The 15,375-nt window shown below is 63.6% G+C and carries 13 protein-coding genes and 2 pseudogenes; 8 read left to right on the top strand and 7 right to left on the bottom strand.

The window, feature by feature from the left end:
- Positions 1-298: 298 nt before the first annotated feature.
- A complete protein-coding gene (locus ACQCSY_RS12385) occupies positions 299-1,156 on the bottom strand; it encodes a PhzF family phenazine biosynthesis protein (protein WP_427129156.1) in 858 nt (285 codons plus the stop codon).
- A 214-nt stretch (positions 1,157-1,370) separates the two neighbouring features.
- Here ACQCSY_RS12385 and ACQCSY_RS12380 point away from each other — a divergent pair.
- Positions 1,371-2,671, top strand: a pseudogene (locus ACQCSY_RS12380) (ISL3 family transposase).
- Positions 2,672-2,756: 85 nt separating this feature from the next.
- Here ACQCSY_RS12380 and ACQCSY_RS12375 read toward each other — a convergent pair.
- From ACQCSY_RS12375 to ACQCSY_RS12365, 3 genes are all read right to left on the bottom strand, one after another.
- On the bottom strand, positions 2,757-4,136 hold the full coding sequence (locus ACQCSY_RS12375) for a hypothetical protein (RefSeq protein ID WP_427129154.1): 1,380 nt from the start codon (positions 4,134-4,136) through the stop codon (positions 2,757-2,759).
- A gap of 407 nt (positions 4,137-4,543) precedes the next feature.
- Positions 4,544-4,894, bottom strand: a complete 351-nt coding sequence (locus ACQCSY_RS12370; protein ID WP_427129152.1) for a helix-turn-helix domain-containing protein — start codon at positions 4,892-4,894, stop codon at positions 4,544-4,546.
- 4 nt (positions 4,895-4,898) lie between these two features.
- Positions 4,899-5,990, bottom strand: coding sequence for a tyrosine-type recombinase/integrase (locus ACQCSY_RS12365; RefSeq protein ID WP_427129151.1), 1,092 nt, complete (start codon positions 5,988-5,990; stop codon positions 4,899-4,901).
- Between the two features lie 224 nt (positions 5,991-6,214).
- On the opposite strand from ACQCSY_RS12365, the gene ACQCSY_RS12360 reads away from it, so the two are divergent.
- From ACQCSY_RS12360 to ACQCSY_RS12340, 5 genes are all read left to right on the top strand, one after another.
- A complete protein-coding gene (locus ACQCSY_RS12360; protein ID WP_427129149.1) occupies positions 6,215-7,990 on the top strand; it encodes a type IV secretory system conjugative DNA transfer family protein in 1,776 nt (591 codons plus the stop codon).
- A gap of 8 nt (positions 7,991-7,998) precedes the next feature.
- A complete protein-coding gene (locus tag ACQCSY_RS12355) occupies positions 7,999-8,439 on the top strand; it encodes a DUF4913 domain-containing protein (protein WP_427129147.1) in 441 nt (146 codons plus the stop codon).
- A 77-nt stretch (positions 8,440-8,516) separates the two neighbouring features.
- Positions 8,517-10,253, top strand: a complete 1,737-nt coding sequence (locus ACQCSY_RS12350; protein ID WP_427129145.1) for a DUF4158 domain-containing protein — start codon at positions 8,517-8,519, stop codon at positions 10,251-10,253.
- Positions 10,220-11,518 carry a transposase gene (locus tag ACQCSY_RS12345; RefSeq protein WP_427129144.1) on the top strand — a complete coding sequence of 433 codons (1,299 nt, stop codon included), beginning with the start codon at positions 10,220-10,222 and terminating at the stop codon, positions 11,516-11,518. Before ACQCSY_RS12350 ends, ACQCSY_RS12345 begins: the two co-directional genes overlap by 34 nt.
- Complete coding sequence (locus ACQCSY_RS12340; protein ID WP_427129142.1) at positions 11,515-11,808, top strand: hypothetical protein; 294 nt, start codon at positions 11,515-11,517, stop codon at positions 11,806-11,808. Before ACQCSY_RS12345 ends, ACQCSY_RS12340 begins: the two co-directional genes overlap by 4 nt.
- A gap of 130 nt (positions 11,809-11,938) precedes the next feature.
- On the opposite strand, the pseudogene ACQCSY_RS12335 reads toward ACQCSY_RS12340, so the two are convergent.
- Positions 11,939-12,127 (bottom strand): annotated as a pseudogene (locus ACQCSY_RS12335) (IS110 family transposase); the annotation flags it as partial.
- 255 nt (positions 12,128-12,382) lie between these two features.
- On the opposite strand from ACQCSY_RS12335, the gene ACQCSY_RS12330 reads away from it, so the two are divergent.
- On the top strand, positions 12,383-12,637 hold the full coding sequence (locus ACQCSY_RS12330) for a DUF4158 domain-containing protein (protein ID WP_427135812.1): 255 nt from the start codon (positions 12,383-12,385) through the stop codon (positions 12,635-12,637).
- A gap of 292 nt (positions 12,638-12,929) precedes the next feature.
- Here ACQCSY_RS12330 and ACQCSY_RS12325 read toward each other — a convergent pair whose 3' ends face one another.
- Entirely contained in the window at positions 12,930-13,310 is a 381-nt protein-coding gene (locus ACQCSY_RS12325) for a nuclear transport factor 2 family protein (protein ID WP_427129140.1), read from the bottom strand.
- A 183-nt stretch (positions 13,311-13,493) separates the two neighbouring features.
- Here ACQCSY_RS12325 and ACQCSY_RS12320 point away from each other — a divergent pair, with 183 nt between their 5' ends.
- Positions 13,494-14,744 carry an integrase catalytic domain-containing protein gene (locus ACQCSY_RS12320; RefSeq protein WP_427129139.1) on the top strand — a complete coding sequence of 417 codons (1,251 nt, stop codon included), beginning with the start codon at positions 13,494-13,496 and terminating at the stop codon, positions 14,742-14,744.
- A gap of 243 nt (positions 14,745-14,987) precedes the next feature.
- Here the strand turns inward: ACQCSY_RS12320 and ACQCSY_RS12315 are convergent, their stop codons facing one another.
- On the bottom strand, positions 14,988-15,365 hold the full coding sequence (locus tag ACQCSY_RS12315; protein WP_427129137.1) for a winged helix-turn-helix transcriptional regulator: 378 nt from the start codon (positions 15,363-15,365) through the stop codon (positions 14,988-14,990).
- Positions 15,366-15,375: the final 10 nt, after the last annotated feature.

Genomic DNA, 15,375 nt, shown 5'->3' with positions numbered 1-15,375 from the left:
TGGGCGTAATCAGCACCGCCCTAGACAGAGCCGTGGAGGTTTTCAAGCCCGCAGCCCGAACACGACGAACGGGAATCAAGGTGACCCGGCCAGAAGTTGGCCGATACACCGTTGCCCTTGAGCCCGGACATTCCTTATGGCACGACCCTGCAGTTCTGGGAGGCCTCCCCACCGGACAAATCACCGGACGGGTGATATGGGGACGGCCGCCAGCCAGTACCTTCAACGATGCGAGTCAGGGACGGGTGTGTCCGGTGAAGGACCGGCTTACGGACACACGTTCCGCCCCTCGTTATTGCTATTGAATGACGGAAGCGGTCCCAGACACGACTATTCCGCCTGTCGCGGGGATATCGACAGCAAGGATGCTTGGCCGCCCGACATGTCGACCCTGGTGAATAGTGATTCGGACTGGCACATCGACCAGACGGAGCGCACGAAGGTATCCACCAACGGACGCCGCTGCGGATCCGGTGGCAGGGTCCTCGCTCATCGTTCCAACAGGGAAGAGATTGCGCGCCTCGAATTCCAAAGGGCTGATTGCATACAGCGTGGTCACTGTGCCCGCCCATCCCCGTTCGTCCATCAGGGCACGCATTGCATCTGGGTCGAACGTGAAACTGTCGAAGGCAGAACGCTCTGCGAAGACGATCACGGGGTGAATGTTGCCGGCGAACGAGAGCCGCGGCGGGTAAGACGGATGCAAATCTGCGGCATTGATACCCAAGAGTGTCATCAGGCGCTGAAGCACTGACTCCTCCATCGACTCGACGCACGGCTCGACGCTGGTAAAGGAAGCAATGGTGCCGGCAGCAGTTCGCTGAGTCTCGATCTTAACCTCACCGATCGGCGTCTCGAAGAGGAAAGTTTCGGCTTCGCCACGGTTAGCCAGCGCGACGGCGGTTGCTATCGTGGCATGGCCACAAAACGGCACTTCGGCCGTTGGCGAGAAGTAACGGATTCCAACGCGGGATGGCACGAACGACGTGGGCGGCCGAGTGATGAATGCAGTCTCGGCATAGCCGATGTCCGTGGCGATCTGCTGCATCTCCGAGGTGGACAGGGCACTCGCGTCAAGCACTACGCCGGCGGGGTTTCCCCCGGACGGTTCGGAAGCAAAGGCCGTCAATCGCAACACCGTAGTCCCATTGTCCATATCCGCAATTCTAGGGCACCGGTATGACCACCCCCTGCCAGCTGACGCAGCAAGATTCTACGATTTGGGTCAACTGTAGTGCGATAAATCAGGAAAAATTGGGCTCTCCTGACGTAACCGTGGGTGTTTCCGGAGCGCCTTAACGACCGCACGCCGCTTCCTGTCTAGGTTTCTGACTGTCAAAGGAACAGAAACTTTCAGACGGGAAAACGACGTGCGAAATGCAAGACTATGGCGAACCCTGCTCGGTGTCGAGAAAGCGGTCGTCGAGGTCATCGATCTGGACGACGAAACGGGGATTCTGGTCGCCTCGGTCAGGCCGACCGGCTCGATGCGCAACCGGTGCGGGATCTGCCTCCGCCGTTGCCCGAAATACGACCAGGGCCAGGGGCGACGGCGCTGGCGGGCACTGGACGCCGGGGCGATCCGGGTCGAGTTGGAAGCCTACGCCCCGAGGGTGTCCTGCCGGGTCCACGGTGTGACCGTCGCCGCCGTCCCCTGGGCCCGGCAGCAGACCGGCAACACCACCATTTCGATGCTCAGATCGCCTGGCTGGCCACGCAAACATCCAAGACGGCGATCACGGAGCTGATGCGGATCGCGTGGCGCACGGTCGGGGCGATCATCACCCGGGTCTGGAACGACACGGAGAAGCTCCACGACCAGTTCGCCGGACTGGTCCGGATCGGTATTGACGAGATCTCTTACAAACGCGGCCACAAGTATCTGACGGTCGTCGTCGACCACGACAGCGGCCGGCTGGTCTGGGCGGCCCCTGGGCAGGACAAGGCCACCCTGGGCACGTTCTTCGACGCCCTCGGGATAGAACGCTGCGCCCGGATCACGCATGTTTCCGCCGATGGGGCCGCCTGGATCGCCGTTGTCGTGGCCCAGCGCTGCCCGGCCGCGGTGCGCTGCGCCGACCCGTTCCACGTCGTCAAATGGGCCACCGAAGCCCTCGACGAGGTGCGACGGGCCGCGTGGAACGACGCCCGAAAGGCAGCCCGGGCCACCGAGGCCAGGCGCGGCCGCGGCCGGCCCGCGAAAGACGCGCCGGCCCGCCCGGACAGTGTCCGCGCAGCCGGTGTGAAGAACTCCCGGTACGCGCTCTGGAAGAACCCGGAGAACCTGACCGAGAAGCAGCAGGTCAAGCTCGCCTGGATCGTGCAGACCGACCCCGCCCTCGGCCGGGCCTACTACCTCAAGGAAGGTCTCCGGGTCATTTTCAAACTGCCCCACGACGAAGCCGCCGAAGCCCTCGATAAATGGGTTGCCTGGGCACGCCGGTGCCGGATCCCCGCGTTCGTGAAGCTCCAACGCAGCATCGTCAACCACCGCGCAGCGATCCTCGCCGCGATCGAGCATGGGCTCTCCAACGGGCGTGTCGAATCGATGAACACGAAGATCAGACTGATCACCCGCATCGCCTTCGGCTTCAAATCACCCGAAGCACTCATCGCCCTCGCGATGCTCAGCCTCGGCGGTCACAAACCGGTGCTCCCAGGCCGAAATTGACCCACGGAAGAGTCAGGAGAGCCTGAATTTTGACGCTTTTGGCCTGAACTTGAGCACGCTCGGGGGCTGCCGCCTGTCTGGGTGCTCAGGTTCGGGGAACCCGTTCGCCCTCTATGGTGAGGTCGGGGTGCTCGACGGTGTTGAGGTAGCGGGTGGCGCCGTCGACGCTGAGCCCGAACAGGTCGCAGATGCGGCGGATGTCGCCGCCGGTGGCGTGGATCTCGTGCAGGATGCGGTCCTCGCGCAGCGCTTGGGGCCGCAGCGTGAGGCCGACCCAGGGGAACTGAGGGCCGACGGGGACGAGCCTGGGTGCGGTACGCCGGTTGATGAGCAGGTGCGGGTTGGCAGTGCCTGGCCAGGTCCGGTTGCGGTGGTCGAGCCAGGCTGCCAGGCGGGTGCGCACGGGCGCGGCCAGCGGGATGTCCCGGTTGCCGAGTACCAGATGCCCGTCGCTGATGTCGGTGAGTTGCAGGTGTCGGAGCTGTTTACCGGTCAGGGCGTGGAAGGCGACCAAGGCAACCGCGAGTGCGACCACCGGGTCCGGGCAGTTCAGCTCCTGACGGATCACGGCGGCGTCCAGGGCGAGCGGGATGGTGGTGGCCTTCGGGGACGCCTTCATCCCGCGGGTGGGGTTGGCGAAGATGAGCCGGCGGGCTTTGATGGTCGTGAAGAGCGACTTGAGCGCGTTCCCGGCGATGTGGCGGCGGGCTCCTGTTTCGCCCAGCGCGGCTGTGATGTCGGCGCTGGTGACCTCGGAGAAGGACTGGAAGCCAGCCTCGGCCCAGCCGTGGATGATGGGCTCGATGCCCAGGATGTGCACCCTGATGGTCTGGGGGTCGCGCGGGATCTGCCGGGGCGCCTGGCGGGCGCCCTCGGTCAGGACTTGCAGCCACACCTCGAGCTGGTCCTTCATGAGCGGTGGCAGGGTGCTGGTCTTGGCAGCGAAGTAGCGTTCGAGCCTGGTCGGCCGGTCCTCGATGAGCAGGCCGGCCGCGGCCAGTACGTCGATTGTGGAGATGACGTTGCCGGAGTATTGGCGCAGCTGGAGGACGTCGGTGGCGCGGATCTTCGCGGTTGGGGTGGGCCGCAGGATCTGCAGCAGCCGCAACGAGCGGATCACGTCGTTGCGTTGCCGCTTGCTCCAACCGGCCCTCTCGGCGTGCTCGCGGACGACGGCGGCGCAGTAGCGGGTCAGGTCGCTGTCTTCGACCAGGACACGCGCTGCGATGACCTCCGGATCGGGCGCCATGTCGAACAACGTCGACCGCACCCCGACCTCCGCGGCGAACCCGGTGCCGGGCTGGAAGGGAAGGTTGTTCTTGTCCCGCCGCTTCCATGGCGCGCGTTGGTCCGGGGTCAACCGTGGTGCTCCACGGCGTTGGAAGCTCATGTTGGCGAAGAAGAGCTGTTGGCCATCCTTGTTCGCTCCGGCCAAGTCGGGGGCGCGTCCGGGCTCCTGGAGCATTCGGGCCTGTTCCAGGCACAGTCGGCAGGCTCTCTGCTCTCCGATACGGGTGGTGCGGCCGCAGAAGTCGCAGACTCCTTCCGGGTGGTGGGAGCGCCACCAACGACACGGCCAGCAAGTCCAGTTGTAGCGGCGGTAGACACCCCATGCCAGGCAGCCCCTGCACGAGTCCGGGTATTGCGGGCTGCCGGGATGGCAGGCGGCGCACATGCCCTGGCTGAAGTAGTCGGTGCCGGTGCCGCATTTGGAGCATGGCGGCGTGATGAACGGCCCTCCTGGAATGCAGTCGTAGCAGTAGTCCACCCGCGGGTAGGCCCACGCTACCCGGTTGACCTGGCAGCGGGTGCACATCGATGGTGGCCGCAGCGGCGCCGCCGGCCCCGGGGCGGGACTCACGACAGCCTGACCTATAGGGGCGGCTCGGACCGCGGCTTGCCGAATCTCGGCGCCACGACCGGCGATACCCCGCCGTCGCCGGCGCCGTGGCCCCGGTCATCGCCGTTGACGGTCTCGGTTGCGCGCGGACGACGCGCCGCGACCTTGTCCGGTTCGGGGCTCATCAGGTCCGAGGGCGTGCACTCCAGCACCGAGCAGAGCACGTCGAGCTCTTCGAGTCTCATCGTCGGCGGTGTCCCGGCCCACCACGACGACATCTTCCCGGCACTGATCTCCAGCCCGGCCTCGGCGAGCATCCGGCGCATCTGCGCTGACTTCCAGACCCCGCGTTCGGCGGCTCTCATCCGCAGGTTCCACTGCACGGCCTCATCCTTCCTTCTGTGTCGTCGCGAGGCGGGACTCGACCCGCTCGTTGGCGTTCTTCCAGGCCAGCTCGACGTGCTCGCTGCGCACGTGGATGTAGCCCGATGTAGTGGCAAGCCACTGATGCCCAAGCAGCTCCTGGAGGGCCTTGATGTCCATTCCAGCCCCGTAGAGCGAGGAGGCACAGTAATGCCGCAGAACGTGGGGAGTCATCCGTCCCGACCATGCCGGCAGCCACTGCTCGACCTGCAGGCCCAGGGTGCGCCGCAGCGCGTTGCCACCGACCCGGCCGCATCGTCCCAGCTCGCGGTCGAACCGCTCCGAGGGGAGCAGAGGCGCGTCGGGGTCGGCCCAGTCCTCGCCGTACTGGTGCCGGACCTCGCCCAGCCACCAGTCGATCAGCTCGGCCGCGCCGTTGATCGCCGGGACCAGACGCGGCTTGGGGCCACGGCCCTGTGTTCCCTTGCCGAACCGGACGTGGAGTTTGCCGAAGCCGCCCAGGTCCGGGCGCCAGTCACGGATGTCGAGCATCACCGTCTCGTTGATCCGCAACCCCAGCCGGCGCCACAGCGAGGCAGCGAAGTAGTCCCGCGCGGCGGGGAGGTACTTGCGGGCCTCGGGGATCGAGTGCCGCCAACAGGTGAAGAACGTGTCGATCTCGGCATCCGAAGGCGGCACCCGGACCTTGCCCAACGCCGCACCGGACTGGCGGTTGAACTCGTCGATGGGCTGCTCGACCAGCACCCCGGTCGCCCGATGGACCCGGCCCTGGTAGCGGCTGATCATGAACTCGTAAAACAGCGCCAGTGTCCCTGCCTTGCCGGCCCTGGTGCTCACACTGCAACCCAGCCGCCTCTGCTCGGCCAGGAACCGGTCGGCGTCCTGACAGGTCGCCGCCCACAGCGGGCCGGTCACCGACCGGGCGAACTCGATAATCGTCGCCCGGGTATTGCGGATATGCGAGTCGCTCAAACCAGCTGCTGCCATCGCCAACGCGTACTGATCGACGATCTCCTGCTCGAAGTCCTCGAATGCCTGCGCACTCCAGAACGCCGGATCCGTGGCGCCGCCACCCGGCAACGCCACCAGCACCATCAGCCACCAACTTCAGAAGGAGCGACCATGCGTCGACATTACGCCCAAACCGTCACTCTCGTCGACGGTTCATCGGTTCGAGCCCACGGGGGCACCGAACCGACGTCACCTACTCAAACGCGAACCCCGACCGCAGATCAGGCCAACGAACCTGAGCGAATAGAGATACTGGCAGAAACCTTGCCGGAAGCGGCAGCTCCGACCCACAGGGAGGAAGGTGCGGCATGAGCGCCCCGAACCGCAAAGGCACCGGCCTCGGCGACGGGCTGGAAATCTGGCTGGCCATCGGCGCAGCTGTCGTCATCGGGGGCGGCAGCTGGGTCGCAGCCCATCTCGGATCGTGGATGGCCGGCATTGCCGCGCCCCCGGCCCACCCGATTGATCTGATCGCCGGTCTCGTGAAGGGCCGCGTGCCGTGGCCGGTCCAGTCCACTGTCGTTGCCGGCGCACTGGCGACACTGCTGGTTATCGGCATCGTCCTGATCCTCGTCGTCCGGGCCAAGGGCGCGGGCAAACGGGCCCGGGTGGACAAAGCCGCACGCTACCTCGGCCGAGGAAAGTCACTGGCCGCATTTTCCGAAAAGGGTGCGACGGCCACCGCCGAACGGCTGGGCGTCAAAGACACCCCCGGGATCACGGTCGGCCGGGTGGTCTCCACCGGGCAGAAGTTCATCCAGCCATGGGAAGACCTCAGCATCGACATCTGGGGACCCCGAACCGGTAAATCCACCTCCCGCGTCATGCCGGCCATCCTGGACGCCCCCGGCGCCGTGGTCTCCACCTCGAACAAACGCGACGTCGTGGACGGCACCCGCAGCGTCCGGGCCGAAACAGCCCCCGTGTGGGTGTTTGATCCTCAAAAGATCGCCCAGGAGGAACCCACCTGGTGGTGGAACCCCCTGCCCTACGTCACCGATGAAGAGAAGGCATACAAGCTCACCCAGCACTTCGCCGTCGGCTCGCGGACCCCCGGGTCCAAACCGGACGCGTACTTCGACCCCAAGGCCGAGGACATTCTCTCCTCCTACTTCCTCGCCGCCGCCCTGGGGGAACTTCCCATCACGCAGGTGTATCTGTGGGTGACGGAGCAGGTCAGCCGCAGTCCCATCGAAATCCTGAAAGAGCACGGCTACGAGCTGCAGTGCAAGGGCCTGGAATCGACGCTGAAGCTGGCCGATAAACAGCGGGATGGTATTTTCGGCACCGCCGAAAAGATGGTCCAGTGCCTCAAAAGCAGGAACACCCTGCGTTGGGTCGCGCCCGAGGCCGGGGCAACCGTCACCACGGATTCCCGCCGGCAGTTCAACCCCAAAGACTTCGCCCGGTCCCGGGAGACGATCTACATCCTGTCCAAGGAGGGCGCCGGTTCGGCCGCGCCGCTGACCACCGCCCTCACCGTGGCCATTGCCGAGGCCATGGAGGAACGGGCCGAGCGCCAGGGCGGCCGCCTGGACCTGCCTGCACTGTTCGCCCTGGACGAGCTGGCCAACGTGGTCCGCTGGGCTTCCCTGCCGGACCAGTTCAGCCACTACGGCTCCAAGGGCCTGATCGTCATGGCCATCCTGCAGTCCTGGTCCCAGGGCGTGGAACTGTGGGGCGAGGCGAACATGCGCAAAATCTGGTCGGCCGCGAACATCAAGGTCTACGGCGGCGGCGTCGCCGAAGACGGCTTCCTCCGCGCACTCTCGGACCTGATCTGGGACTACAGCTACACCAACGTCTCCATCTCCTCCGGCAAGTCCGGGCGCAGCCGCTCCCGCCAGGAGGGCAAGGAGCGCATCTTCGACGTCTCCAACCTCGCGGAACTGGACCGCGGCCGCGCCGTCGTCCTCGCCTCCGGAGCGCCCGCCACCCTCGTCCGCACCCTGCCCTGGTACACCGGGCCCCACAAGGAAGCCGTGGAAGCATCCATCAAGGCCAACAGCCCCCGCCGAGACGACGACGCCGTACCGGTACTCACCGGCGAACCTTCGGCGGTCAATCCCTGGGTCACCAAGTAGGAGAGAACATGGCAGAGGAAATCGGTCTGTTCGCAGACCCCGGCACTAACGGTGGCCACACCCACGAAGCCCCTGCCGCTGAGCCGGCGGAGGCACCGCAGCTGGTGTTCGGCTCGGCCGAAGAGTTCCTGCACGAACAGCTCCTGCCCACCTACGTCCGCGACGTCGATGACAGGAGCGCCAAATGGTGCATGGAATGGTACTTCCACCCCGAGGCCGTATCCCGTGTAGAAGCCCTGTGGCGGGCGTGGGAGCACCTGCGCCTCGACGGCGCCACAGGGATCAGCGTGTGGTGGCGCGACCACGCCGACTATCACATGCGCGTCCTCCTGGACCCTCAAGGCCCCTTCTACAACTGCGACAAAGCCGGGCACCGCGACCCCGCCCACCTGGAGCCAAAGAAGGCGCCGGCCGGGTGGTTCCCGGACGTGAGGATCCAGGGATCCTGACCTACGAAGCCTGCTAAGCGGCTCCCCGTGGCCCGGTACTCCTAGAGCTGTCCTGAGGTGACAAGTAGCATGAGGTGATGGTTTCGACGTCGCGTCCACAGGACGAATTGTTGTTGGGCTGGACTCTTGTCGGCGAGGATTGGGCCCTGTTGGGAAACAAGTCCGGTGCCACACGTTTGGGATTCGCGATGATGTTGAAATTCTTCGAGCTGGAAGCGCGTTTTGCCCGTAATGCCGCTGAATTTCCGGCCGAGGCCGTGTCTTATGTTGCCGAGCAAGTTGGTGTGGCCGGGGCTGTGCTCGGTGCTTACGATTTTTCGGAGCGGACGGCAAAGCGTCACCGCGTGCAGATCCGTGAGGCTTTTGGATTCCGAGAGTTCACTCGGGTCGATGAATCCCGGTTGACGGCGTGGCTGGTAGGGGAGGTATGCCCCTTTGAGGTACGTGAGCCTGCGCTGACCGAGGCTTTGTTGGGCCGTTGCAGGCAGGAGAAGATTGAGCCGCCGGGACGTCTTCAGCGGCTGATCGGTGCGGCGCGGAAAGCGTTTGAACAGGAGTTTTGCGCTGGCGTGGTGGAACGGCTTTCTTCTGCTGGTGCTGCCAGGCTGGAGACCTTGATCGCGGACGGATCAGCAGGTTCGTTGCTTGCGGTGTTGAAGGCGGATCCTGGGCCGGCAGGGTTGGAATCCTTGCTGGCTGAGGTCGAGAAGCTTTCAGCGGCACAGTCTTTGGAGGTTCCTGCTGACTTGTTTGCGGGGGTCTCTGAGAAGATCGTAGGAGTTTGGAGGGCGCGGGCTTCCCGGATGTATCCGTCGGATTTCTGGGACGCGCCTAAACCTGTGCGGCTGACGTTGCTGGCGGCGTTGTGTCATCAACGGAGCGCGGAGATCACGGACAGCCTAGTCGATCTGCTCCTGGTTTTGGTGTTGAAGATCAATACCAGCGCGGTGAAGAAAGTCGAGAAGGAACTCACTCAGGACCTCCAGCGGGTGCGGGGCAAGACGGAGCTGCTGTTCAAACTGGCAGAAACAGCGGTGGAACACCCGGATGAGACAGTCCGGGATGCGGTGTTCCCGGTGGTGAGCGAGAAGACTTTGCAGCAACTCGTGAAGGAAGCCATGGCCAACGAGGCAGTGTTCCAGGGCAAGGTCCGCATCGTGTTGCGAAGTTCGTATTCGAACCACTACCGCCGGATGCTGCCGGCGTTGTTGTCCGTGCTGCAGTTCCGCTGCCATAACACCGCGTTCCGGCCGATCATGGATGCCATTGCACTGCTGAAAGAGTATGCCGAGGCAGGGAGCAAGGCCCAGTACTTCAGCACCGAGGACAATGTCCAGATCGTTGGTGTGGTGCCGAGGTCCTGGGCCGGCGCTCTTGTAGATGAGCGAGGCAGGATTGAGCGGATCCCGTACGAGCTATGTCTGCTGGTGTCTTTGCGGGACGCTTTGCGCCGCAGGGAGATTTTCGTTGCCGGGGCCAGGAAATGGCGTGATCCGGAAGATGATCTTCCGAAAGACTTCGATGTAACCCGTGAGCAGCATTACGAGTCGCTTCGGCAGCCGATGGACCCGACCGTGTTCATCAACGATCTGCAATCCAGGATGAGCCGGTCGCTGGAGAGCCTGGATAACGCGCTTCTTGGTGACACGGCAGGCGGGGTAAAGATCACCAAACGCCGAGGTGCCCCGTGGATTGCGGTACCGAAACTGGAAAACTCGTTGAACCGGCGAACCTGGGCAAACTCAAAGAAGAGCTCATCCGACGGCGGGGAACACTGGATTTGCTGGAAGTCTTCAAGGAAGCTGACTTCCTGACCGGATGCACGGAAGAGTTCACCTCCATCTCTTCACGGCAAAACCTCGATCCGGACACGCTCCGGCGGCGGCTGCTCATGTGTTTGTTCGGGTTGGGTACGAACATGGGGATCAAAGCGATTGCCAACGCCGGCGGACATACCGAGACCGAGCGCGAGCTGCGGCATGTGCGCCGGACGTTCATCACGAAAGACAGCCTCCGCCAGGCGATCGTGGAAGTCGTCAATGCCACCTTTGAGGCCCGGAATCCGGCATGGTGGGGCACTGGGAACGCGTGTGCGTCGGATTCGAAGAAGTTCGGCTCCTGGGAATCGAACCTGATGACCGAATGGCACAACCGCTACGGCGGTCCAGGGGTCATGATCTATTGGCACGTCGAAGAGAAATCGACGTGCATCTACTCCCAGTTGAAGAACTGTTCCTCCTCGGAGGTTGCGGCAATGATCGAAGGCGTCCTGCGCCACGACACCACTGCCGAGATCGAGGCGAACTACGTCGATACCCACGGTGCCTCGATTGTCGGGTTCGCCTTCACCGAGCTCCTGGGCTTCAAGCTGTTGCCACGGCTGAAGAACATCGGATCGATCCGCCTCTACCGTGCCAGCAACGATGAAGCCTACGGGGAGATCAGCCCGGTACCGTCCCGCCCGATTAATTGGGAGATCATCGGCCAGCAATACGATCAGATGATCAAATACGCTACCGCCCTCAAGCTCGGCACCGCCGAATCAGAGACGATTCTGCGCCGCTTCACCCGTGGCGGGCCGAAACATCCCACATACCAGGCTCTGGAGGAACTCGGCCGCGCCGTACGGACGATCTTCGCCGCCGACTACCTCGCCAACGAAGACCTCCGGCGCGAGATAAATTCCGGATTGCAGGTGGTGGAGAACTGGAACAGTGGCAACGACGTCGTCTTCTACGGCAAAAACCGGGACCTGACCGGGCCAGATCGTGAGACGACCGAAGTGTCCATGCTCGCCCTCCACCTGCTCCAATCTTCCCTCGTGCTGGTCAACACGTTGATGCTGCAGGAAGTACTCGAAGACCCGGCCTTTCATGACCTACTCACGCCGGAAGACTGGCGCGGTCTTACCCCGTTGTTCTGGACCCACATCAACCCCTACGGACGCTTCACCCTCGACATGAACACCCACCTCAATCTAGGCAATTGGAAAAATTCGGGAATGCAGACCCAATGGGATCAACCGCTATCATCCTCACCGCCGCTCTTCCAACAGCTTGCGCAGGAGCCGCTGCCGTGACGGGGCATAACCTGCTGGGCGTTGTCTCCGAGATCATCAATCTCCTGAAGCAATGCGGTCGCGCTGACAAAGCCGCATGGCTGCAGGAGCGAGTGGCGGTGCTAGAGGCCCGCGATGCAGTAGCCGATGCCCGTGAGTACGCAACGAATGAGCTCCATGGTGTGGTGCTTGGAATGGGTGGTCTCATGGACCTTTCGCTGGTTCCCGAGCCCGGGTCGGCGTATTCGTCCGAATCGGCGCGAGAGCGCCTGGATGAGCTCGCCGACATTCTCTATGACCTCACGCGATGACACGCTTTCCCGAATCGGCTGGGAAACTTTGGCTCATGACCACAGCGATCCAACAGGTCACCGCACGCCGCTGGGCGGGTCTTCCTAGTAAGCCGTAGTACTCGCCGAAAATCGGAATCTTCTATATCTGTCAAGCTGCGCTCGGGATGGTTTCATCGGAGGCGTGGAGTGCGTTGAGGGCGCGGTAGAGGTGGCGGGCGAGGTATCGCTTGAGGCACCGCCGGATCTCGCGTGATGTCTTGCCCTCGGCCTTCCTGCGTTCGGCGTAGGCGCGGGTAGCGGGGTCATGGACCGTTCTGACGACGGTGGCCATGTGCAGGGGGTGGGACCCAAGTACGCCTGAAAGCTGCCACGGGCCAGTGCCGTTCCAGCGATACGGGTCCGTGGGAGCTTCAGATAAGCATCAGCCTCCAGCTTGTGACCGTCCGGCACCTGGGCACGTTTCTGGAGGACCCCTCGGCGTACCGACCAGGGTGGTGGATTATGTGGCCGGACAAGTCGGTGTGGCGGATCCGTCGTTCGTGAAGGGGTACTTGGAGCGGCGGCCGACGCGGTTTGAGCATCAGGCGGGGAGATCGCCGAGGTATACGGTTATGTCTCCTACGCCTCGGCGGAGGCGGAGTTGATCGGCTGGTTGGACGGACAGGCGTGGACGACCGGTGACCAGCCGAAGCCGCTGTTCTACGCCGCGGTGGGATGGTCACAGGCGCGGAGAGCGCTGCTGCCGGGGGTCACGACGTTGCGGGACGAGGTGGCCAGCGTCCGTAAGAAGGCGGAGACCAGGCTGTACGCCGCCCTGGCGGGCGGTGACCGGCGAGCATGCCCTTGAGCTGGAGAAACTGCTGCAGGTGCCTGAGCGTACGGCTCCCGCGTCTGTGAGTTATCCGGTGTTGCCCGGAGGAAGACCCGGTGCTGCGCACCGTTCTCCTCCGTCCACCAATTTCCCTCAATCGGGTCTGCTGGGAAGACGAACCGGGGGTAACGATCTCTTTCACGGGCCGCCGGCACCACCCCGGCCCCAAGGACTGTCAACGACGACCACCCCATCTCAACAGGGGGTACTAAAGGGATACGCGCCATTAACGCGCCGCGAGATTCTCAACCCCATCGGTGGATCGAGGCTAAAACATGCCGTTCGAATTTGCGGCTTTCTCAGGGATGTCTTGGATGACGTCCCAGTGTTCGACTACTTTCCCATTTTCTAGGCGAAAGAAGTCCGCTAGCGCCCTTCCTGGTTCCCCCGGATTCAATATTAAGTGGGAGTGGGTCGCGACTAGATCGCCCTCGGCGATCACCCGCTTGATCTCTAATTGGAGTTGAGGGTAAGTGCCGCGCAACCAATTGACGAAGCTCACAAAGGCAGCCGGTCCGTCTTCAGCGTCCGGGTTGTGCTGAACGTAGCGATCACCGAAGTGCTCGCTTACGGCTCTTTGGGGATCACCTCCGAAGGCCGTTTGGTAGTAGTCGACGACCACTTTCTTGTTGCGTTCCAGGTCGGCCACGGGAGTCCTCTCAGGTGAATCGGGGGTCTGTACGAACTCCGGCCATTGTAGGACGGGGTTGGCCGAGAGCGACAGTACTCGACAAGACTCACGTATAGTGCTCGCGAAATGGGGTGCGTGCCTCATTTGATTAATGCTCGCGAAATGCCGGTGACCGCCCGAGTGCTGCGGTGTGCTTGGCGGATGGGTCAGTTGTCGATGGGTGCGCGTCGGGAGATCACGAAGAAGCATGCGGCCGAGTATGGGCGCGCGTCGAAGAAGGCCAAGGGGGTGATGCTGGATCAGCTGGTCGCGACGACGGGCTGGTCCAGGGCGAATACGAGACGGGCGTTACGGACGGCGCTGCAGCGGAAGGGCCCGGTGAAAGCGGTCAAACGCGTACCGCGGTCCCGTTCGTACGGGTATGACACGCTGAAGCTGCTGGTTCAGGTGTGGAACCTTGCCGGGCGTCCGTCCGGGAAGTATCTGGCCGCGACGATGGCCATCTGGCTGCCCAAGCTGGAGAGGTTTCACGAGCTGGACCAGAGACGTCTGAACGAGCAGACGCGGGCGCAGCTGCTCGCCGTTTCCGGGGCAACGATCGACAGGATGCTGAAGCCGACCAAGGACGGTGCGCGGATACTGGGCCTGTCCGGGACGAAACCCGGGCCGCTGCTGCGCAACTCGATCCAGGTCCGCAAGGCCGGGGATGAGCACGAACAGGCGCCGGGGTTCGTCGAGGCGGATCTGGTGCTGCACTGCGGCCCGACCCTGGCCGGGGAGTTCATCCGCTCCCTCACGGTCACCGATGTATTCACCGGCTGGACAGAGAACATTGCGATTAAGAACGGCGCCCACCGGTGGGTCCTCGAGGCTATGACAGGCATCGAGGCCAGGCTGCCGTTCCCGCTCGTGGGCCTGGATACCGATAACGGTGGTGAATTCATCAACCACGCCCTGATCAAATGGGCCGGTGAGCGGGACTTGTTCTTCACCCGGGCCAGGCCCTATAAATCCAACGACAACGCCCACGTTGAACAGAAGAACGGCGATGTGGTCCGCCGTCACGCCTTCCACTACCGCTACGACACTGCCGGTGAGCTGAGGCTGCTCAATGAGCTCTATCCGCTCGTGAGGGTGCGGCTGAACATGTTCACTGCGACCACGAAGGCCATCGGCTGGCGTTCGAACAGGAACGGAAGGAAGACCCGGATCTATGACAGGCCACGCACCCCGTACCAGCGCGTCATGGACTCAGCTGTCCTGACACCGGAGCGCGCCAGCGAGTTCGCCCGGCTCTTCAACGACACCAACCCCGCCGAACTGACGCGCGCCATCACCGCCATCCAACACAAACTCATCGCCTTGGCCAAAGACAAAACCAATGCCATCACCGCCGGCATTTCGCGAGCAGAAATAGCTGAGGCACCGGAACCTATTTCGCGAGCATCTTGACTTGAGGCACTACGGTACTGACCTTGGGGTAAGTCGGGCGGTGGTGCTGCCCGTGGCGGTGGCGCTCATGTGGGCCTTGCTTGCACCGGTTGTGTCCCGGGTGGTGTCGTTTCCCCATTTCCAGTAAGGCAACGGATTTCGGGCGCTGGGCACCAGGAAACGTTCACATCAGTCACACCAGTAACAGAACCTCGGGTCCGGCGGGGAGTGGTCCTTGGAGGTACGTGGTGAGCTGGGGCGCCGTCAGCGCTGGCCGTTGACGATGTCGTCTGCGTTGTTGAACGCCCAGGTCACCAGGGGGACCAGGAGGGTGCTCAGCTCATATCCACGCTCGGTCAGGCTGTAGTCGACCCGGGGTGGAATGGCCGTCTGGGCATTCCTGTTGACCAGGCCGTCCCGTTCGAGCGTCTTCAGCGTTTGGGCAAGCATCTTCTCGCTGATGCCTTCTGCCCGCCGTCGCAGCTCACTCCATCGCTGCCCGCCTTCTGACAGCGACACCAGGATCAGGACGCCCCACTTGCTGGTGATGTGGTCCAGCACAGTCCGGCTGGGGCAGCCGGCCGGGAACACGCCGTCGGAAAACGCGAGCGGCAGGGACGCCGGCAGGATACTTACCTTCATTCCAGTACCT

It is taken from the genome of Pseudarthrobacter sp. S9, from assembly GCF_050156545.1.
GTDB lineage: Bacteria > Actinomycetota > Actinomycetes > Actinomycetales > Micrococcaceae > Arthrobacter.
The sequence above is the reverse complement of the archived record's forward strand: the minus strand, read 5'-3'. Positions and strand labels throughout refer to the sequence as shown.